General features: G+C 62.5%; 16 protein-coding genes. 5 read left to right on the forward strand and 11 right to left on the reverse strand.

Features of this window, described 5'->3' with window-relative positions; translation table 11 throughout:
• Positions 1-2 precede the first annotated feature (2 nt).
• From hybB to J5J06_00620, 3 genes are all read right to left on the reverse strand, one after another.
• Positions 3-1,202, reverse strand: coding sequence for a Ni/Fe-hydrogenase cytochrome b subunit (gene hybB, locus J5J06_00610; protein MCO6435571.1), 1,200 nt, complete (start codon positions 1,200-1,202; stop codon positions 3-5).
• Positions 1,199-2,200, reverse strand: coding sequence for a 4Fe-4S dicluster domain-containing protein (locus tag J5J06_00615; protein ID MCO6435572.1), 1,002 nt, complete (start codon positions 2,198-2,200; stop codon positions 1,199-1,201). Before J5J06_00615 ends, hybB begins: the two co-directional genes overlap by 4 nt.
• A gap of 254 nt (positions 2,201-2,454) precedes the next feature.
• The gene (locus J5J06_00620) at positions 2,455-5,313 is read right to left on the reverse strand and encodes a cytochrome c3 family protein (GenBank protein ID MCO6435573.1); all 2,859 of its coding nucleotides are present in this window, start codon (positions 5,311-5,313) and stop codon (positions 2,455-2,457) included.
• 352 nt (positions 5,314-5,665) lie between these two features.
• Between J5J06_00620 and J5J06_00625 the strand changes: the two genes are divergently transcribed.
• Together J5J06_00625 and J5J06_00630 are read left to right on the forward strand one after the other, a co-directional pair.
• On the forward strand, positions 5,666-6,280 hold the full coding sequence (locus J5J06_00625) for a hypothetical protein (protein ID MCO6435574.1): 615 nt from the start codon (positions 5,666-5,668) through the stop codon (positions 6,278-6,280).
• 27 nt (positions 6,281-6,307) lie between these two features.
• Positions 6,308-6,601, forward strand: a complete 294-nt coding sequence (locus tag J5J06_00630) for a redoxin domain-containing protein (GenBank protein MCO6435575.1) — start codon at positions 6,308-6,310, stop codon at positions 6,599-6,601.
• Positions 6,602-6,707: 106 nt separating this feature from the next.
• Here J5J06_00630 and J5J06_00635 read toward each other — a convergent pair whose 3' ends face one another.
• The gene (locus J5J06_00635) at positions 6,708-9,758 is read right to left on the reverse strand and encodes an HYR domain-containing protein (GenBank protein ID MCO6435576.1); all 3,051 of its coding nucleotides are present in this window, start codon (positions 9,756-9,758) and stop codon (positions 6,708-6,710) included.
• 117 nt (positions 9,759-9,875) lie between these two features.
• Positions 9,876-10,712: a hypothetical protein gene (locus tag J5J06_00640; GenBank protein ID MCO6435577.1), complete on the reverse strand. Its 837-nt coding sequence runs from the start codon at positions 10,710-10,712 to the stop codon at positions 9,876-9,878.
• Between the two features lie 301 nt (positions 10,713-11,013).
• On the opposite strand from J5J06_00640, the gene kynU reads away from it, so the two are divergent.
• Positions 11,014-12,294 carry a kynureninase gene (gene kynU, locus J5J06_00645; GenBank protein ID MCO6435578.1) on the forward strand — a complete coding sequence of 427 codons (1,281 nt, stop codon included), beginning with the start codon at positions 11,014-11,016 and terminating at the stop codon, positions 12,292-12,294.
• A 21-nt stretch (positions 12,295-12,315) separates the two neighbouring features.
• On the opposite strand, the gene J5J06_00650 is transcribed toward kynU, so the two are convergent.
• Together J5J06_00650 and J5J06_00655 are read right to left on the reverse strand one after the other, a co-directional pair.
• Positions 12,316-13,401 (reverse strand): PAS domain S-box protein, encoded by a 1,086-nt coding sequence (locus J5J06_00650; GenBank protein MCO6435579.1) that lies wholly within the window; start codon positions 13,399-13,401, stop codon positions 12,316-12,318.
• Positions 13,398-14,291 carry a hypothetical protein gene (locus tag J5J06_00655; protein MCO6435580.1) on the reverse strand — a complete coding sequence of 298 codons (894 nt, stop codon included), beginning with the start codon at positions 14,289-14,291 and terminating at the stop codon, positions 13,398-13,400. The genes J5J06_00650 and J5J06_00655 overlap by 4 nt, the downstream gene beginning before the upstream one ends.
• Before the next feature lie 127 nt (positions 14,292-14,418).
• Here J5J06_00655 and J5J06_00660 point away from each other — a divergent pair, with 127 nt between their 5' ends.
• Positions 14,419-14,910 (forward strand): hypothetical protein, encoded by a 492-nt coding sequence (locus tag J5J06_00660; GenBank protein ID MCO6435581.1) that lies wholly within the window; start codon positions 14,419-14,421, stop codon positions 14,908-14,910.
• Between the two features lie 40 nt (positions 14,911-14,950).
• On the opposite strand, the gene J5J06_00665 is transcribed toward J5J06_00660, so the two are convergent.
• Together J5J06_00665 and J5J06_00670 are read right to left on the reverse strand one after the other, a co-directional pair.
• Positions 14,951-16,894: a S8 family serine peptidase gene (locus J5J06_00665; GenBank protein MCO6435582.1), complete on the reverse strand. Its 1,944-nt coding sequence runs from the start codon at positions 16,892-16,894 to the stop codon at positions 14,951-14,953.
• A 173-nt stretch (positions 16,895-17,067) separates the two neighbouring features.
• Entirely contained in the window at positions 17,068-17,889 is an 822-nt protein-coding gene (locus J5J06_00670) for a pyrroline-5-carboxylate reductase (protein ID MCO6435583.1), read from the reverse strand.
• A gap of 139 nt (positions 17,890-18,028) precedes the next feature.
• Here J5J06_00670 and J5J06_00675 point away from each other — a divergent pair, with 139 nt between their 5' ends.
• Positions 18,029-18,304: a DUF167 domain-containing protein gene (locus tag J5J06_00675; protein ID MCO6435584.1), complete on the forward strand. Its 276-nt coding sequence runs from the start codon at positions 18,029-18,031 to the stop codon at positions 18,302-18,304.
• Positions 18,305-18,390: 86 nt separating this feature from the next.
• Here the strand turns inward: J5J06_00675 and J5J06_00680 are convergent, their stop codons facing one another.
• Positions 18,391-19,200 (reverse strand): hypothetical protein, encoded by an 810-nt coding sequence (locus tag J5J06_00680; GenBank protein ID MCO6435585.1) that lies wholly within the window; start codon positions 19,198-19,200, stop codon positions 18,391-18,393.
• Between the two features lie 165 nt (positions 19,201-19,365).
• Positions 19,366-20,280 carry a zf-HC2 domain-containing protein gene (locus J5J06_00685; protein ID MCO6435586.1) on the reverse strand — a complete coding sequence of 305 codons (915 nt, stop codon included), beginning with the start codon at positions 20,278-20,280 and terminating at the stop codon, positions 19,366-19,368.
• Positions 20,281-20,308: the final 28 nt, after the last annotated feature.

Consider the following 20,308-nt stretch of genomic DNA (forward strand, 5'->3'; position numbering starts at 1 on the left):
CGTCACACCGCCTTGGCTTTCGCCGGCTGACTGATGACCGGGAAGTAGGTCACAAGTGCGCGATAGCAGAGCATCAGGAGCGAGATCAGACCGACCGTTACCGCAATCTCTCCCACCGACGGGAAGTAGGCCTTCACCGCGTACGGCGGGCTGTACGCCGTCAGGAACACGTTCACTCGATTCATCGCCACGCCCAGTACGACGAGGAGCGCCGCGGTCAGGAGCAGCTTCGGATTCCGCCGCACACGATCCGAAAGGAGCATGACAAAGGGCAGAACCACGCCAAAGAGCATTTCGACGATAAACATCGTGCTCTGCACGGAGCCTTCACCGAGGAATCCGAACGCCTCGCGGATCGCCAGGTCTGACAGCTTGACGGCCAGGTAGATCCCCAGCAGGACGGGGATATACCGTGCCAGCGGCGACAGCACGTTCATTTCCGGTTTGAGCTTCAGCGCCCAGGAAGCGTACATCGACTCGACGATCACCATGGGGAACCCCACCGCAAACGCCGAAAGCAGGAAGAGCAGCGGCAGGAGCGGCGTGTACCACAGCGGGTGCATCTTGTACGGCGCGATGACCATCAGGTTGCCCAGCGACGACTGGTGCAGGCAGGACAGCACCACGCCGGCGATGATGAATACCGCCATCACCTTACCCACGGTGGCGTTGAGTGATCGGCAGATTCGAGCCAGTCGCGGATGCGAACCGTCGTTTTCGAAACGCTCGCAGAAAATGGGCAAAAACTCGATGTACAGAACCGTGAGGTAGCACATGACACATATGCCTACCTCGAACAACACCGAGTTCCCCTGCCACATGGTCGGCCACATCGGGTGCCAGATGTTGTACGGGCGACCCAGATCGACCAGCAGACCGATGGCCACGAAGGTGTATCCGAGCAGCGCCGTCAACAGGGCCGGTCGTGTGATCGCGTGGTAGTGCTCCCGATGAAAAATGTGTGCCAGTGCTGCCGTGGTGAATCCGCCCGCGGCCAACGCAACACCGGTGGCGACGTCGATGGCGATCCAAAGTCCCCAGGGATGCTGCTGATCGAGGTTGGTCACCGCCGAGAGCCCGAAGATAAACCGACCGGCTGCGAAAAATATGCCGATCAGTGTCAGCCCGGCCAGGACCATCACCCCGGGAGTGAGCATCGTTCGATTCACCGGCGCCGGAATCTCGTGTTCGTGCGCGCTCATGATGATGCTCCTGCGCCGACGGACTCGACTTCAAGCCGCGACGATTTGGCGGGACGGTGATCGTTCCCATGCGCCCGGCTGGGGTCGGCCGTCTTGTCTTCTGTTGTGCTGTCTTCGCGTGGCCGGGTCATCCACATGGCCGTGGCCAGAATGCCCGCCCAGACGATCGGCGGGACCCAGTGCTTAAAGATGGCGTGCTGGACGGTCTCGGTCAGGATCGGTGGGGCCCCCGACCCCATGGCGTGGAACTTGATATCCTCAAACGGGACGCTGGACAGGTACATCCACGACGTGCCGCCGACTTCGTGCTCGCCATACACGTGGTCGACGTAGACGTCCGGCGACGCCGCGATCTTTTCGCGGGCCAGGCTCAGCAACTCGCTTCGCCGGCCGTAGGTCATGCAATCCACCGGGCAGATCGCCACACATGCGGGCACTCCGCCCTCCTTGGCAATCCGCGGGGCGCAGAAGTTGCACTTGCGCACCTGCGGCGTGAGTGGCTTCTGATACTCGTAAGTGGGGATCTGGAACGGGCACGCCACCATGCAGTAGCGGCAACCCATGCACTTCCAGGCGTCGTAAACCACCGCCCCGGTAGGCTCCTTGTGGAACGCGCCCACAAGACAAGCCGAGGCGCACGCCGGATCGATGCAGTGCAGGCAATTCACTTTGGAGTGGATCGGACGCTCCTCGGACGCCGGGTTCTCAAACCGGTTGACCACCGTGTAGCTGTCGGGACGAGGGCGGCGATACTGCTCGAAGGGCTTCTTGTCCTCAAACGTCTCGATCGGCGGAGGGGCGAAACCGGCAGCCTCCTGGCACGCGTATTCGCATTTGCGACATCCGATGCACGTCGGAATATCGACAAGCACACCCATCGGATCGGCGTCTGTTTCACCGTGGGCCGCCAGCGCCTTCCCGGCCGGAACGGTCGCAGCAGCCGCGCCCGCCCCCAGAACCCCCAGTCGACCCAGAAACTCTCTGCGATTGATGGACATCTCCAGCCTCTTTTCCGGGCCATTGGTACTCCCCGGTTGCTAGGCGAACGAACTGCAACGCAGGAGACGGCCCGTCCAGGAGATTGGGGCTACAAATCCCATGCCAGACCAGCGGGAAAAAGGGGCTGATTCGGTGGATGTACCGTCAGGCCGCCAAACAAAGTGGATTACCGGCGCCGGCCGAGGTGACTTGGCGGCGGGTGTCCGCACCCGGACGCCGTACCTTGCCGGCGCCCGAGCACGAAACGGCGTTCTTAGCGATAAGCGAAGACCATGGCGTAGATAATCAGGAGGACCAGCGTAAAGCCCACGACCAGCGCCGTGTACCCCAGCACCCGGGCGCCGCGTTCCAGTGTCCGGGGAGCGGGATCGACCAGGCCCTCTTCCAACTCTCCGCTGGCGACCAGCCGCTCATAGTAGCGCGGCTTGTCGTGCTTGAGTTCGTCCACCGACATTCGCCCAGTAAATATCACCGGATCCATGGGGAATTTCTCCGGGCGGAAGTGCGTGTTGAAGAAGTGTATCGTGAAGATGAACCCCGTCGCCAGCAACGCCTCGTCGCTGTGAATGATCGTGGCCACGTTGATGGACCATCCGGGCAGAACCCTGGTGAAGAACTCAGGGAACCACAGGCACAGACCGGTGGTGCCGATCACCGCCACGCCCCAGAATACCGCGAAGTAGTCGAACTTTTCCCAATAGGTCCACTTGCCGTAGCGGGGGCGAGGCCCGTACCCGAGAAACCACTTTACCGTCCCCACCAGTTCCTTGACGTCCGACCATTGCGGCAGAATGGTCTCGGGACCGAAGAAAAACTGCCACGCGCTCTTGTCGCGCCTGCGGAACCGACGCCATACGTCCCAGAGGTGCGTTCCGAAGTAGCCGAACGTCAGAATCGCGCAAATTCGGTGGATCCACCCGGCCGTCTCCGCGCCGCCCAGTAGCCGGGCCAGATACTGAGCCCAGCCGGTGTACGAGAATTTGAGGACCATGCCGGTAATGGCCAGGCCGAAGAAACTGACGATCACCACCAGGTGCATCTTGCGGAGGAACGGCGGGAAGCGCATGAATTGCCGCTGACCGTGCTCTGCGTCGGCATCGACCTCCTTGCGGAATTCTCGCCGCAGCTTGAGGGATCGCGGGAACCACAGCAGGGTGTGCAGCCCGAAGAAGCCGAACGTGCCCACGAGCAGGGAAGTCATGAACCAGAAGACGTAGTACAGCGCCGGGTACTTGTCCGGATCGTGGTGCGTGGCGTGCGTCAGGTAGCCCGCGAACTGCCGGTGTGAGCCGGGATGACATTTGCCGCATGTCTGCACGATGTTATCGTGCGACAAGTGCGACTCCGGATTCTCCGGTGGAAGAATGTCGTGCGCACCGTGACAGTCGTAACACTTGGCCTTCGTCGTGTCGCCAAGGGCCGAAGCCTTGCCGTGGAATGTATCGAAATACGCCTCCGTGACTTCCTCGTGGCATTCCCCGCACTGCTGCATGATGCCCAACTCGAATTCGGGCTGATCCGTGCGTGAAGCAGCATGGGCCGGGTGGCAATTGTTGCAGTGGGGAAGTTCCGGCATCCCCCGCACGCGGCGCTCCTCGTAGTCAGGGTTTCCGATGGCCGAGTGAATGCTCTGCTGGAATTTCTCGTAGATGCCGTCGTGGCACTTGCCGCACGTCTCCGCGATGTGCGTCGGGTGGACCGTGGACTCGGGGTCGCTCAGGGGCAGTTCTTTGTGCGGGGAATGACAATCGGTGCAGGTTGCGGTCACGGTCAGCCCGCTCTCCAGCAGGCCCTTCCCGTGAATGCTCATCGTGTACTTCTCAACGATGTGATCCTCGGGGCCGAAGTTGCGCAGTGCCGCCTGCCCGCCGTCGCGGTGACATCGGGCGCAGAGGTTAGGGACATTTCGGGCGTACGTCGGCGATTGCCGGACGATCTGCTGGAGCGTTAGGGGTTCATTCTCGGAAACCGTGTGCTCGAGGATTCCGTGCGTGCCGTGGCAATCGGTGCAGTAGGGGGCGTTGGCATCCCCGGCGCGATGCAGCAGCCCGTGACGTCCACGGTCGTAGTCGCCCACTTCGGCCTCGTGGCAGATGGAGCAATCGACCCTTGGAGCGACCGTCTTGCATGGGCGCTCCTCGTCAGCCGGGCTACCTCCGGTGTGACATTGTGCGCAAGCCACGTTGTTGCGCCCGTGAACCGAATTGCCGTGCTCGTCAGCATCAACAAAAAGGCTGCGGCGATCAGCCGATGCCCGTAGCTGTGGGTCAGCATGACAACGCAGGCAGTCGGCATTGCTCATGTTCGTGTCGTAGAACACCTTGCGGATTTCGTGCGGTGAGTGACATTCCACGCACAGCGGGACGACACCCTCTTTCTCCCACAGCTCGCCTGCGATCACCTTGCGGTGAACCTGCTCGATGAGCCCGTGGCACTTCATGCACGTGGCTACGACATTGTCCTTGTTGATTGTCGAACGCGGATCGTCGTGCGGCAGAACGTTGTGTCCGGTGTGGCAGCTCGTGCAAACCGCCGTTACCACGAGCCCCTGCTTGAACAACCCCTCGCCGTGGATGCTGTCCTTGTAGCGATCGAACACCTGCTCTTCGGGCAGGTTGTGCGTACGCTCCACGGCCGCGCCTTCCGCGTGGCACTGGGCGCACATTTGTGGAATGTTGAACGGCGATACGGCCGAATTACGGTCATTCAGCGGCAAGATGTAATGGTTGCCGTGGCAATCCTGGCAACGAGGGGCGTCCGGGTCACCGGCCTTGACGTGCTGTCCGTGTGTACTGTTCCAGTAGGTGGCGATGGGACCGTCATCATCGTGGCAATCGCCGCAGTTGACCGGGTCAAGCCCGGTCTCGTGCGGATACTCCTCGGTGCCGGCCAATGCGCTGTGGCAATCCACGCAGTCGAATTCCCCGTGCAGGCTGGCGGCGTAGCGCTCTTCGTCTACGGAAAGGGACACTTCCCGCCCGTTTCGCTCGACCTTGAGCCCGGGGCGCCCGTGGCACTTGAGGCAATCGGAGTTTTCCTGGCCGAGGGTAACGGCGCTCCCCAGAAGTGAGATCACCATCCCCAGGAGCAAGAATCGGGATTGAAGCTGCACTGCCACGATCCTGTCACCGGAGGGCGACGTGCCCACACGGCATCAAGCGTTAATGAAACGAATTCGGTAGCCGCAGCCGATTGATATTCGGCCTGGCACCGGCCCACGCCGCGGTAGCCGATGGAACCGTATGGAGCCCCGCAGCAGGGTACGGCGTAGCATATTCCGTGCCACTGCGAACTTCGGCCCGGTCGGAAACAGATCACACTGATGACCGTCCCGGAATGGGGCAACGCTGGCCTTCCCGGAATGATCCGCTATCTTGTCGCCAGCCGTCTTCGCGGGCCGTTTGCGAATTTGTTACCCTGGGCCGTCCCCCGGCCACCTGTACGCGGGGCCGAAAGGAGCCATCATGCTGGGACTACTCTGCACACTCATGGCACCGCTGGCCGCCATCCCGCCCGATGCCCTTTCCGTTTCCGCCCGGATGGACGCGCCAAGCCTGGAGGTCGGCCAGACCTACACCATTCAGCTCGACGCTGAATTCGCGAAGGGAGTCTCGGCTGCCGACGCTGGCATTCCTGCCCCGATCCTCCAGATCGACGTACCGACTTCGGCCGAGCTGGCGGGAAAGGTGCTTGCGACCCAGGACGAGCTTCGCAAGAATGAGTTTCTCCAGGCGCCCTATGAGCGTCTGCTGAAGGAACTGCCCGCCCGGGTCGAATTCAAGCTGACCAGGGAGCCCGCATCCAACGAGCACTTCGCCCTGAACGTCATCGCCTATCTTGCCGATGACGAAGGAAACTCACGTTTCGTTCGAAAGCGATTGACGCTCCCACTGGCAGGTAGTGGCGAGGCAACGCCCGCCGATCCGACGACTTCGACGTGGGGAAGGGGCGACACGCTCCAGATCGGTGACCGTGTCGAGCCCTTCACCCTTCCCAGGGCCGACGGCTCGAAGCTCTCGCTGGACGGATACCTCGGCAAGAAGAACATCATCGTCACGACATACCGGGCGCACTGGTGACCGTACTGTGCGGCGCAACTGGTCCAGTTGCAGAAGCGCTACGATTCCTTCCGTGATCGTGATATCGCGGTGATTGCCATTGCCCAGGAGGATTCCGACCTCGAATCACATGGGCGATTCCTCAAGCACTTCGATGGCGAGCCGCCGTTCGATATCGTCTGCGACGTAAACGGAGAAAAAACGGGTCGGTACCACCGCACCACGGCCTATCTCATCGACAAGGAGGGTGTCGTCCGGCAGGTGTTCCCCATGCTGGCCCGATCGCGCCCTTCGTGGGATGCGATCCTCAACGAAATCGACAGACTGAACCTCGGCAAGTAGACTTGCGAGCACTTCTCAACGATGGAGATGCAAAACGGGCGAGAGCATCGAAGGACACTCCCGCCCGTTCTTGTTTCGTCGAAATAGACGCCTCGCGCGCCGTGTCTTACGGCTCAATCGGCGGATCGCCGTTGATGAAGTACATTTGCACGTCCACTTCGGCCGGGAAGTCGTTGATCAGGTCCAGGAACGTGTCCTGCACGAGATAGTCACCGTCGGCCGTCCAACGCAGCTCGATCTTGGACAGGATTAACAGGCTGCCCTTCGTGCTGCCCGAGACGCGACCCAGTTCAACCGCGCCCGGTCCTCCCGCGAGCGGCGAACCGTCTGCGTCCACGGTCCTTCCCGTACCCCGGTCGCCCCCAAGGCGATCGAGCCCCAGACCCAGCGCCGGCCGCTCCGGCGGAATGCCGCCGGCCAAGTCAGCCTGAATCAACGCCGTCTCGTTGCCCACGCCCGTGAGCAGACCGGCCGTGTACTTCAGGGCCTTGCCGAACCGCAGTTGCTTGATCGACAAGCCGAGCAGCGAAGCCGCCTGGCTGTCGGAATCCGGCAGGTCGCAGTTCTGGCTGGCCAGACCGTCCACGCGGGCCTTGCCCATGTCCGTCTGCAGGTTCCCACGCAGGAAATGGTTCGGGGCGTCGTAGCCTCGCAGAAGAGCCTGGTCCCAACAGGTAATGCAGCGTTCGGTACCCGAGAACTTGAACTCGTTCATGTTCCAGATGGTGAAGTTCGCCTTCGTGGTCACAGGTCCGTTGTTCTCCTGCCGCAGATCGACACTCACTGGGAACAGCGTCAGGTCCGTGTCGGTGAGAATTGAAAGCGGACCGGCTGAGTTGATCTGGGCCCCCGTGGCGAAGAAGTTGAACAGCAATTCGGCGAAGCCGGTCTGATACTCGACGCCGTCCAGATGGAGTTGACCCGGCGTGCCCGTGGCCACGCCGTTCTCCCCGACCAGCGCCTGGAACGCGTATGCGTCGTACTCCGCGGCCGTCGCCCGGCGGTACTCCAGGATCAGCGCATCACCCGCCAGGTGGTTCCAGCGGATCTCCTCGCCGTTCTGATTTACCGCCCAAGCCAGGACATACCCGCGCATGAGGCGATCGCCGCTGCCTTCGGGGTCCTTGCGACCCGGCAGGCAGCCGGGATCGAGGCTGTCGAAGGGCGGAATGCCCAGCGGATCGCCCGAGGCGGCCGACCAGTACGCCGGCTGGTTACCCGTGAGCGTGATCTTCGCGTCGTAGTTGTTCCAGCCGGGATGATCGGGAATGACGGTGATCTTGGCTTCGCAAGAATTCTGATTGCCGCAGTCGTCCTCGGCCGTGAACGTGACCGTCGTCGTGCCGTCGCACGGGAATCCGCCGCAAGGCGCGCCCTGTTCAACGGAGTTGTTGCTCAGCGTGGGCATGCCGTCGCAGTTGTCCGTGGCTTTGAAACTGGCAAGCCACTCGTTGGGTGTCATCGGACAGATGGCCGTCGTACCCCGGCCAAGGACGAGGTCGTCCGGGCACTCCACCATGGGCGGCGTTGCGTCAACCACATCTGCATCCACGCTGGAAATGTTCGACATGTTATCGCAGCAATCAAGCGTGCTCGCAGAGACCCTCACAGTAGCCGGGCAACTCGTCAGGTCGGACACAACGACCTGGCCGTTGAAGTTTACCCGCGTGGCACCGGCCTGCGACTTGTTCAGCGCGACCATCCCGAGTGTCGCGTTGTTCGTAATCACGTTGACCGCAACGTCCACGTCTTCCGGCCGCACACAGCAGTTGTCTGTCACGGCGCCGCTGAACGGCAAGACATAATCGCAGTTGTCGTCGACTTCGCCGCCGGTGGAATCCAGCGCTACGACCTGCGGTGTAATCCGGTCATGGACATTGGCGCTGGCATCTTCCATGCTCGTATTGCCACAGCCGTCCGTTGCCTCAATCGTGACCAGAATCGTTGCCGGGCAACTGGTCAGGTTGGAGACCGTCGCGCTGCCGCTGATGGTGAAGGCATTGGTCCCGTTGGGCGTAACCGTATACATCACGTTGCTGACCGTGGCATTGTTGGTGGGATTTGAGACGGTGACCTCGATTCCGCTCTCCGGCAGGTAGTTGGTGTCACTCACTCCGGCGAAGAAGGTGATCGATCCGACACAGTTCGCATCGACATCGGTCCCAGACACCGCAAAACTGGTGATACTCGGAGGCGTCGTTGTGTCTTCGGGAGCGTAGGGTGCCAGCGTCTGGTTGATGCGGGCCGTGCACACCGGACAGAACGGCGCGAAGTTGCGCATCATGCAACTGAACACCGGTCGATAGGCGTCGCAATGGTAGTAGTGCGCGCCTTCATAGGCGCCCACGACCTGCATCCCCGGGAAAGGATCGCCTTGTGGATCGCACATCGTGCAGTCCGCGTTTTCCGTTGTCGGCATTGCTGTCGCCGCGTCGATGAACGACGCCCACTTGATCAGGTTTCGGTCCGACTCGATCGTCACGTTCGGTTGCGACGGCTCCGAAGCGGGGTGATTGTCGTGCCCCGCCTCGCCGGAACCGCAACCGGACCAATACTCGTACTCGTCCGCCAATCCGAACGCCGAATGGCCGAACTCGTGAATGGCGATATTCTCCCACGTTCCGCTCACCGACGTGACACCCACGGTACCACCCGATCCGCCGTAGATCGACGTGTTGACGATGACCAGCGCCTGGTTCCACTCGGGAAGCTGGGCGTTGAGCACGTCCGTGGCCGTGCTGTTGTTCGCGCCCAGCAGACGGCGAATCACGCCGTCGGAACAGAACGTCGAATCGAAGTACGTATCGGCCGTGGCCCCGGTGCCATCGTCGCACGTGTCTGGATCGTCGGCACCCGAGTCCGTCGAGGTGACGTCGATCCGATAGACGTTGATCGAGCAGTTCTCGTCGAACGGCGGTGTCTGGAACATGAATTCCACGAAATCCTGGCAGTCTTGGGCGAATTGGGCCAGCTCTCCCTGCTGGTAGCCGTCACCCATCAGGACCAGGTTGAACCGGCTGGACGCTGGTCCGTTGTCCACGATTTTCGTTATTCCCACGACCATGCCGTCCGATGGACCGGCCTGAGCCGGCTCGACGAACAGCAATCCCGAAAGACTCAATCCCGTTATCAGTGTTGTCAGCGTTGTGAGACGCACGGCCTATCTCCCACTTCTTTCCCAAAATCCGCTCAGCGGCGGTTTCTTGATCATTACCCTTAAACGTCGAATGAATGCGTGGCGTCACGTCCGCAATGCGGAGGAACGAGCCCGAAACTACGGAATCGGATCGAACAGCGGAATACGTCCCACTTCCGACGCGGGTTGCGCATGGCTGTCCGGTTCCAATGGGCTGCTGAAGAGAACCACTTCGTCGCCCGAATCCGGCGCTGGAATCAGCAGCGAGAAGACACGCTGCTCCGGAAGACTCTCGACGCGATCGGGCACCATGTCACTCTTGGAGAGATCAGGGCCTTCGAACACGATAAAGACCGGGTTGTGAATGATCCGGCGGTATTTCACGCTGCCATCAGCGGACTGAAGCTCATACCAGAAACCACTGGGAAGGTCGGCGCCTTTCGTTGCCGGAAGCTCGTCAGACGGCGGAAGGACCATCTGCACGTCCATTCGCGAGATCAGGCGGAATTCACCGGCCTTGTCCGGAATGTTGCTCGAAAACTCGATCTTCAGCCGCTCCACGGCCTGCGGACCGCCGATGACGCGATAATCGGTGCTGGCTTCCTCGCCGGAAAGAGATGCACAGAATTCGCCCCCGATGACCAGTCCCTGGGCGACGATCTTGTGCGGGCCACTTGTCGTGTTCTCCGGAATGGTGATTACCGTGGAGAACGCGCCGTTGGTGACGTCAGCAATTCCAAGCGAGGGACCGCCAGCCGAGTCCAAGGCGAGCTGCACCCCGCATGTATTGGCCGCGAACTCCATGCCCTGCACGGTGGTCTGTCCGCCGGCGGGTCCGGCCTGCGGATCAGCCGTGATTGTCGGCCCCACCGGCAGGCCAAGCGCGGCGGCCTCACTCATTTGCCAGACGGCGCAAATCGACGGCACCGCCAGCACCGACAACATTAATCTCGTGAACGACGTTTTCGTGGTCATTGCGCGCAATCCCCTCTGATGACTTCACTTCCCGCAGCTATTTGTAACGTTACCGCAACGGGGCCGAGAAAAAGCGACACCCCGTCCGTCCTCATTCTCCCTTTTCGGACGAACGCGAGTATGTCGACTTGGCTGTACAAAGTCAAGGTCATAAGTTCACCAATACTGAACTAAGCAACGCTTTCCATTGATTCGGAGTAAGAATGGGTAATATGGGATGCGTGGTTGGTCTTCCCGATTCGGACGGAACGGCCAACCCGGCTCTTCCCCTTTACGCCGATCCGGGACATCATGCTTCGCGATGTGCCCTGATGCATTCCCAGTCGAATCCGCCGCTCTTGCCCTGGATGCCGATGACCCATTGGCCGGCTTCCGGGAGCGTTTTCTCCATCCGGTGAACTCGAGCGGATCGCCGACGATCTACTTCGCCGGTAATTCGCTGGGGCTCCAGCCCAGAGCATCGCGGGTGGCTGTTGACGAAGTCTTGGGAAGCTGGGCCGACCGGGCCGTCGAGGGCCACTTTGAGGGCGCCCGACCATGGTACAGCTACCCCGAGTACTTCCATGACAGCTTGGCTCGACTGGTCGGAGCCGGGCCTGATGAAGTCGTCGTGATGAACACGCTGACCGTCAACCTCCATCTGTTGATGGTCAGCTTCTATCGCCCGACGCCTGGGCGGCACGCGATCCTCATGGAGGCGCCGGCGTTTCCGTCCGACACCTACGCCGTCAAGACGCAACTGCATTATCACGGATTCGATCCGCGCGAGGCCTTGCTGCTCGCCGAGCCACGCCCCGGCGAGCACATTCTTCGTACAGAGGACATCGAGCGCCTGTTGGAAAAGAACGGCGACCGGATTGCACTCGTGCTTCTCGGCGGCGTGAATTTCTTCACGGGTCAGGTACTGGACATGGCCCGCATTACCCAGGCCGCCCAAAGGCGGGGCTGCGTTGTCGGGTGGGACCTCGCCCACGCCGTGGGCAATGTGCCATTGGCGCTTCACGATTGGGGCGCCGATTTCGCTGTCTGGTGCAGCTACAAGTATCTCAACGCTGGGCCGGGGGCCGTGGCGGGTTGTTTTGTGCACGGGCAGCACGGCCGCAGTGCTGAACTCCAACGATTCGGCGGATGGTGGGGTAACGATCCCAAGACGCGCTTCCTCATGCATCTTCAGCCCGACTTCATCCCCCGCGAAGGAGCGGGCGGTTGGCAGGTCAGCAATCCGCCCATTCTGTCGCTCGCTCCGCTTCGTGCCTCGCTTGATCTCTTTGATGAAGCGGGAATGAGCGCACTGCGCGCGAAGTCGTTGCGCCTGACGGGCTGCCTGATGGATTGGATTGGGACGCTCTCGCCGCACCGATTCGAGGTCATCACGCCGAGCGACGAAGCGTCGAGAGGGTGCCAGCTATCCATGTTGGTCCACGAACGGCCCAAGGAGCTGTTTCGAGCGCTGATCGACGAAGGCGTTGTCTGCGATTTTCGGGAGCCGAACGTGATCCGTGCCGCCCCCACGCCGCTCTACAATTCCTATCACGACGTGTGGCGCTTCGCCAGGATTCTGGCCCGTCACGACGCCGACTGACGCTTTCGCCGCACCCGGACGTCAACCCTTCGAATCGATCGGAAGGCGGACGGAAAAGCAGGATCCTATGCCCGCGGTCGAAGTGACCCGAATTGTCCCGCCCATCAATCGCACGATGCCGTGGCTCACGGCCAATCCAAGCCCCAGCCCCTTGCCGGGGATCTCCGCGGCGCGATCCTTCGTACTGAAGAAGGGTTCGAATACGCGCAAGCGTGTTTCCTCGTCGATGCCCACGCCCGTATCGCGCACGTCGATGACGATTTCCCGGCCATCCAACCGGGCCGAGAGTGTAACTTCCCCCTCGCCGCGGAGGGCCTCAACGGCGTTCTTGAGCAGGCTCCGCAGTACCGTTGTCAACTGGTTCCGTCCGACGGTATGCGCGGGCAGGGGGGCAAGATCAAGCCGGAAACGCATGTCCGAACCGGCGAGCTCGTTACGCACCTCGTTACTTACGTCGAGGATGATGTTGGTGACTTCCGCCCGATCGCTGACGCGCACGTCACCTTCGGCAAAGGCGAGCAGTTCGTGGACGAGTCCGGTCGCGCGCTGGAGGGCCTCCGCCGTTTGCCGCAGCACGCGCCCCTTCAACACGGGGTCGTTGCTGCTCAGCGCGAAATCGACGCTGGTGATGACGCCTCCGAGGATGTTATTGAAGTGATGGGCAAGGGCTCCGGCCAGTTGTCCCAGCGCCGCCATTTTCCGCTGCTCGGTGAGCTCGGTCTGAAGCGTGATCCGCTGCGTGATGTCCCGCACCCAGACCGACGCGCCACTGCGCAGTCCCTTGTCGCAGACGATCGGGGCGATGTTCCCCACGAGTTCTCGCGGCGAGCCCCCTTCGTCGCGGTGCTGAAACGCCACGCTGGATGCGGTGCCCTCCTCGATGGCCCTGCGCAGCAGACGCACCGCCTCCTCGCGCCACTCCTGCGGAACGACCGACGCAATCGGGGCACCGATCATGCGATCGGCCGCGGCGCCGAACATCCGCGACGCCGCCAAGTTCCATACCGTCACCCGAAGATCCAGGTCGCAGGCAATCAGAGCGATGCCCGCGTGTTCGCACAACTGGCGGAAGAACGCCTCGCCGGTCGCAGGCGATTCGCCGCTCACCGCCGACCCTCGCTCGCCGAGGTAAAGGTCTGCACGGTTTCCTGCACGGCCGGGGCGATGACCACCAGCGTATCGAATCGCCGACCGTCGATCGTCGAGGAGAAAAAGCGATTGCCGACCATGTATTCACTCTCTGATAGAGGGGCCGGTCCGACGACGATGAATCCGCCCGGGCCGACGGGCAACAGCACGTCAAGCTGGTCGTACACGAACTGATCCAACACCGGTACCTGCTGCAACGCTCCGCCGACGCGCTTCCAGGTAACCTCCCCGCGATCATCACGGATTTCGAAGCCGAGCTGGACATTGACCAGACCCGGAAGCGCGCGATCCACCGCGTAGTCGATATGCAGGAGCTTCGATCCGCGGTCGAATGTCCGCCCCGCGGGCCGCTGTCCCGGCCGCCACGAAAAAATGGACTCCGCTTCCTCGATTCGACCCAGCTCAACGGAGACCGGCAGACCCGATCGGGCGAGCATCTGGTCGACCTGCACCCGCGCCCGGGCGGCGGTCAGGATGGCTCGTAGCGCAGGCCAGTCCTCTTCCGTGCCGACGCCCACGGCCATGCCGTTCCGCGCCAGCGTTTCGACGCGATCGGGATCCAGTTCCGTCGCCCGGACATGGTTCCAGATCTTGGCGGAATGTCGTACGTCGTCCTGCGGAATGTCCACGCGCATGATCTGGAAGTTCACGTCAAGAACGCGGAGCGGCGGCGCCTGCACCTGTTCAGCCGGCGCTTCTCCGGGCAGGGGACCAAATGGCGAATCCAGTATGGCCGATCGCGCGGGGAGGATTCTGCCCGGCGACGTCGAAGGGGATGTCGCGCAGCCGCCGACGAGCACGAAGGCGACAAGGAGCATCACGACGGAGTTACGGCTACGTTCGCGCATGACTGGAAAACCCGGCGCAATATACGAATCGTCCCGGGTCCGTTCAAGACAGCGGCGGAACCCGCGCCGAATGGCGGTTCACCGGCGCGTTGGCCATCCCTCCCGCCCTGTGGTAGAAAGCGGCCTTGTGAATGACCCGCACCGTCACATCGACGACGCATTTCGGGAGCGCGTCCGCGCGCTGACGCCGGCCAAGGCGCTCGCCATTGCCGCATACGGCGAATCCGTCGCCGCTTATCGCTACCGAACGCTCATCGAGCGCACACAGAGCCAGGCTCACCGCGATCTCTTCGCCCGCCTCGCCGACGAAGAGCAGGGCCACCACGGCATCGTCCAGAAGATGCTCAAAGCCCACTTCGCTGACAGCGATTTTCTGCTCAGCCCCGAGGACAAGGACCTGGTCATTGTCGGTCCGCGACTGCTCGAGGTATCCGACGTGGCCTCGGTGGGTCGGGCCATGGAGATGATCTGCGCTTCCGAGCGACTTACCGGCCGGTTCTATGCCGCCCTGCACGAGACCACGGCGCGAGAGGAACTCAAGCCGTTTCTACACGAGATGGCCGAGGAGTGCTTCGACCATGCCCGCCAGCTTGAAGAACTCGATTTCTCGGCAAGTTGAAAAGATCCGTCACTCGGTCCTGCTGCACCGTGCCGGACCACTACGGCAGTGATGCACCCTGATAGGGTTCAAAGCTGCCGTTGCCCAGGAGCAGATCGAGCAGGCGAATGACGTCGTTGGCGTCGTCAAAACCCGTCCGGTCCAGGTCGGCCGACCATGCGGCCAGGGGTGAGGACGGCTGATTCAGCGCGTCGATGAGCGCGATCACATCCCGTTCGTTGGTCGTTCCGCTGCCGTTGACGTCTCCCGGGAGGTATCCGATTCGCGTCGATGATCCGTGGCCGACATGCGTGAACGTTGTCCAGGCGCCAGTCGGAACGGGTGTCGCAAGAAAGAGCGTGACCTCGCTTCCCGCTACGCTGACGGAATCAATGTCGGGCGCGGTGCCTGGAGGATCAACGCTGATCTCGAAGTCTTCCGCCCCCAGGCCGGTCGCATCTCCGTCAAAGGTCAAGGTGACAGTATCCCAGCCGGTCGGGTTGCTGCCGTTGAGATCGCTGGGCTGGCGCGCATCAATGGAATCGGCCGGCGGATCACTGCTGTCGATATCAATGGGCGGGGGAACGTTCATCAAAGCGTGGTAGGCGTTGATCCGTCCATAGCCGAACAACTGATCGCGCCCCGGCGTGCCGAGGTCATCGACGGAGTTCTCAAGAACAGCGCGCAACTGATCGTCGGAAAGATAGGGAGCGTAGGACCAGACCAGTGCCGCCAGTCCGCTGACATGGGGCGTGGCCATCGAGGTACCGGAGAGGTACCTGTAGGTTTCGCTGGACGGTGGGAGCCGGTAAGCGGACCAGATCAATTCGCCGGGGGCGGACAGCTCCACCTCCGGGCCCGTACTGGAGCCGGACCACAGAAGGTCTTTGTTCGTCGTTGCGGAGACGGCAATTGTCTCGGGGTAGGCTCCTGGGAATGCCACGACGCCCAACGCGCACTGGCGATTCCCTGCCGCGGCGACAACCAGCACGCCGTTGGCTTTTGCGTATTGAGCCGAGGCCTCCAGCATTTCGAGCGCTTCAGCCGACTGCGTTGAGCAATACTGAAGGCTCATGTTGCAGATGTCGGCCCCGTGGTCCACGGCCCAGGTCAAGCCGACCGCGGCGTCGATCGCAGTACCGAATCCGCCCAGATCGACCACACGTACGGGAAGGATGTTAGCTCCCCACGTCACACCGGCGATCCCGACACCGTTGTTGGCGTTGGCCGTGGCGATGCCCGTCACGTGGGTTCCATGGCCGACCCCGTCCGTCGTATCGGTGGGATTCATGGGATCCTTGGCATTGAATCCCTGTAGCACGCGGCCACCGACAAACTCCTCGTGCTCGGCGTTCAGTCCGCTGTCCAGAAACGCGATGGTGATCACTGCGCCGGTAAGTCCGGTGTGGATGTCCCAGGCTTCGGGGGCGTCGATGTCTGCATCGGCCACGCCGGGAATGCCCGAAACCACCTGCCCCGTGTTGTTCAACGCGTATTGCAGCGAGAAGTTGGCGTCATTGGGAAATGTCGCCGCCAGTCCGCCGACGACATCTACCGTGGCAGACTCGATGTCGCCGTCGAGCCGATTGAACTCCGCGGCCATCGCCGGCGTATCGGTCCCCTTGGGAACCTCCAAGATGTAGAACTGGTCCAGCCCCAGCGAATGCGCCAGCTTCGGATTACCGAACTCGAACGGGTAAGCCCGGCGGATGCGCTGCGTTCGCCAGGCGGCCGCGCGTCCTGCGACTCGGGCGTTCAGCTTGGCGCGGTCGCGCGAAATCGGCAGACGCCCGTGCGCCATCGGGCCGGCCGCGCGGCGTTCGATCGCCCGCGGCGCGAGCTTTACGACAATTCGATCGGACGCCCATCCGCCGAAACGGTCCGCCTCCGGCCTGGCCTTCGCCGCGTCACGCGGCTGAGCGCCCCATGCCGTTGCGGTGAATGCGCATAGCGTGAGACTGAGCAGACCGATTGCGGTACCGTAAACCTTCTTCGATTTCAACATCCTGAAGGTCCCCCCGGACGGACAGGTTGGATCATTTGATGTTAGGCAATGGAGGGGCGCCCGGCAACCTCGTTCGGGCGGCGCGGATTCGATCTTATCGGCTGCTCGGACCGATTGCGGGCGATTTGGTGAACCCTGGAGGGGGGCGCTCGTCCACCCGGGACACCATCCCGTTATCGCCCCAGCTCCCGGCCGCGGCGCCACGCCGCGAGAACGCCCTCCACGACATGGTCGAATACGCCGTGCTTCTGCATCGTTTCCAGGGCCGCCTGCGTGGTCCCGCCCGGGGAAGTGACCTTTTCGCGGAGCACGTTGGGCGGGTCGCCGGACTCGATCATCATCTTGGCTGCACCCAGGCACGCATGTTTGGCCAGTGCCTCCGCCTGCGGACGCGATAGTCCGGCCTGCTCGCCCGCGGCGGTGAGCATCTCCACGAAGTAATAGAAATACGCCGGACCCGAGCCTGACACGGCCGTCACCGCGTCCATCAGGTCCTCGTCGTCCAGAACGATGCAGCGCCCGCCGGCTTCGAAGATCCGCTGAGCCCGAAGCAGGTCGACTTCCTGGGCGTGCTTGCCCCGGCAGATTCCCGCCACCCCCGCCCCCACGTGCACCGGCAGATTGGGCATGGCTCGGACCACGCGTGCCTCGGTCGGCGCGAACGCCGCCTCGATGGTCGCCGTGGAGACGCCGGCCATGATCGACACGATCAGGTGTTCCGCCCGTATCAGGTCGGCGATGCCCTTTCCGACTTCGGCGAACTGCTGCGGCTTTACCGCAAGAATGAGGATGTAGCTGTTCTCGACGAGATTGCGGTTGTCGTCGGTGACGGCGATGTTGAAGCGTCGGGCGAATAGCTCCCGGCGGGCTTCGGCGGGATCGGATGCGATCATCCGCTCGTCGAAGAGCACGGTGTTACGCAAGATGCTGTGTACGATCCCCTCGGCTGCGTTTCCCGCCCCGATAACCCCGATTTCGAATGGTGTGGCCCGCATAATGACCTTCCTCGGTTCGAAGTGCCGTGCGGCTTCCGGCGTTGCCGCATCTCCTGCCCCGGCGTTCCGTTACGGTAGACGCGTCAGGGCACGGTTTCAATCCACAAGTCGAACGACCTAGAATGTCCCGATGATTCGCGTGGAAACGGAACCCGGTGCGGTGGTCTTCTCCGTCAAGATCGTACCCGGAGCCTCGCGCACGCGGCTTCTGGGGGAGTGGGAGAACGGGGTGCGAATCGCCGTAGCGTCCCCGCCGGAGAAGGGGAGAGCCAATCGGGAATTGGTTCGATTCCTGGCCGACCTCGTCGGCGTTCGGCCGCAGGCCGTTGCGGTTGTCGCGGGACACACTTCTCCGCGAAAGCGCGTCCGCATCGAAGGCATTGCCGAGCCGGAACTCCTCACCGCGCTGGGGTGAGTTCGCTGAGCTGCGCAAACAAGAGGGCGGCTGGCGATCGGCATCGCCCTGCCGCCCCGAATACGCTCTTCGTCGCCCGTCGTTGGTTACCGGTTGTAGGAGAAGTATCCGGCGATCTTCTCGTGAACCTCGATCGTGTTCCGCACGATGATCTGGCGCTGGTTGAAAATCTGCACCTCACCCTGCCCGCCATTCTCGATCCACGTCTCGGGCTCGATCATCTTCACGATGGCGTCCCGAACTTCCGTCAACCGCTCATCCAGTTCAGTCTCTTCCTGTTCAAGATCCTGCGAAGAACTGGACGTGCCGCCGCCGAAGACGCTCTGTCCGCTACCACCACCACCGCCACCGCTGCTGGACTGGCGCGACGCTGCGTTCAGGTCGATCGTCGGCGCGTTCCGGCCGAAGTCCGGGATGTAGAAAACGAGGTCGAGAATGTCATACACGCGCACTTCCATGTCGCGGCCGAAGTCACGCTTCGTGGAAATACGCAAGATGTTGCCCACGGCGCGGTAGCTGGCCTGACGTGTCTCCGAAACCAGATCGAGCACTTCGTTGAGTACCATGCCCACGGTGACGTTGCGAAGCTGAAGGGTCACGAGCGAATCCCGCGTCACTCCTTCCTCGGCAAGCGAGTTCCACTTGGGAATGATGTTGACCTGGTTGCCTTCCGCCTCCGTGCGAAGCCATTCGATTACTTCTTCAAGCGTGGAATCGCTCCAGTCGACCTGTTCCACGCGCTTCTGGAGCAGATCGAGGGCGGGAGAATCGCTCTGCTGGCGAAGGGTCATCGTCGCGGCCCCGGGACGGGCGTTGATACGAGCCGTCTGGCCGAAGGCGACCGTTCCTGCCGACACTACGACCAGCCCTGCCAGGCATGCGCTCCGGATCGTCATGGTGTGCTCTCCTGAAATACTCGCCGCGCCCTCGACCCGAACCCCGTGTTTCGAACGGCCGGATTCGGGTAGGAAAGCCTCGCGCTCTCCTATTTTATCGTAACTCTGCTTCCGCACCAATCTCAACAGACCATACAAGAAAACGCAACCTGCGTGGGGGCACGCCTAAGGCGCGCCAATTTGAAGCGCCTGTGCCACGAACTGAGCATCGCCGGACCAACGCCTGGCTGTGCCCTGAAGCGGCGCCAGCACCTTGACCAACTCGGCCTCCGGCAGGGTGGCACACGCCGCATAGGTGCCTCCGTGGTCGCTCCAGGCCACCACCGTGGGCATGCCCTCCGAGACGTCGGCATAGTACGCGGACCCGAACGGTTCGGCCGTGCGGTTGGGCGTGACGTCCGGCCCGCGGCTTGCCGAGAAAATCGACAGGTACGCGGTGCCCTCGTCACGCTCATACAACGCGTGTCCCGCTGTCCGGCCGCGCACCCCGCATTCCCGCCCTCCGATCAGGTCATAGCCTGACGAATGAAGATCCGGCGCGAGAACGCGCAGATTGAGCCGGTTGGACAATGTCTCAGCCACCAGCCGGGGGCTTGCATCCGCAAGCCGATGGCTTTCGATGTGTGCATTGTTCGAAATGCACAGGGCGTGCTGGTCGCGGACGTCCGCCGCGAACTGCGCCGCGCTGCCATCGGACGTGGCGGTGAGCAATCCGCCCAGGGGGCCGGACCGCAGGACCAGAACCGCGGCCAGAAGGATCATCGCAGCCACCGACATGGGCAGAAACCAGCGACGGCGGAGTCCGCCAGGTCGAGCGGATGGCTGTCCGCCCGCTGCCGAGTGATTGGTTCTCGGCACGTCCAGGCCCAGGGCTCCCCGCAGGCGTCCGTGCAGCGCGGCCGGCGCGACGGTATCGGCATATGCGTCGCGCAGCGCCGCGCGCAGCCCATGCACGCGTGCGACTTTCCCAGCGCAATTCGGGCAAACATTGAGGTGCTCGAGGGCCTCCAGGTTTAATGGAACGTCCAGCTCCCCGTCCGCAAAGGCCCCCACATATTTCTGAAACCCCTGGCAGTTCATGAGTCCCGTTGTCCGCTCGCTTTCCAAC

It is taken from the genome of Phycisphaerae bacterium (genome assembly GCA_024102815.1).
Taxonomy (GTDB): Bacteria; Planctomycetota; Phycisphaerae; order UBA1845; family UBA1845; genus JAGFJJ01.

Coding starts and splice junctions, on each gene's coding strand:
- hybB (MCO6435571.1), bottom strand. CDS start 1,202: ATGAGCGCGCACGAACACGAGATTCCGGCGCCGGTGAATCGAACGATG.
- J5J06_00615 (MCO6435572.1), bottom strand. CDS start 2,200: ATGTCCATCAATCGCAGAGAGTTTCTGGGTCGACTGGGGGTTCTGGGG.
- J5J06_00625 (MCO6435574.1), top strand. CDS start 5,666: ATGCTGGGACTACTCTGCACACTCATGGCACCGCTGGCCGCCATCCCG.
- J5J06_00640 (MCO6435577.1), bottom strand. CDS start 10,712: ATGACCACGAAAACGTCGTTCACGAGATTAATGTTGTCGGTGCTGGCG.
- kynU (MCO6435578.1), top strand. CDS start 11,014: ATGTGCCCTGATGCATTCCCAGTCGAATCCGCCGCTCTTGCCCTGGAT.
- J5J06_00655 (MCO6435580.1), bottom strand. CDS start 14,291: ATGCGCGAACGTAGCCGTAACTCCGTCGTGATGCTCCTTGTCGCCTTC.
- J5J06_00665 (MCO6435582.1), bottom strand. CDS start 16,894: ATGTTGAAATCGAAGAAGGTTTACGGTACCGCAATCGGTCTGCTCAGT.
- J5J06_00670 (MCO6435583.1), bottom strand. CDS start 17,889: ATGCGGGCCACACCATTCGAAATCGGGGTTATCGGGGCGGGAAACGCA.
- J5J06_00680 (MCO6435585.1), bottom strand. CDS start 19,200: ATGACGATCCGGAGCGCATGCCTGGCAGGGCTGGTCGTAGTGTCGGCA.
- J5J06_00685 (MCO6435586.1), bottom strand. CDS start 20,280: ATGAACTGCCAGGGGTTTCAGAAATATGTGGGGGCCTTTGCGGACGGG.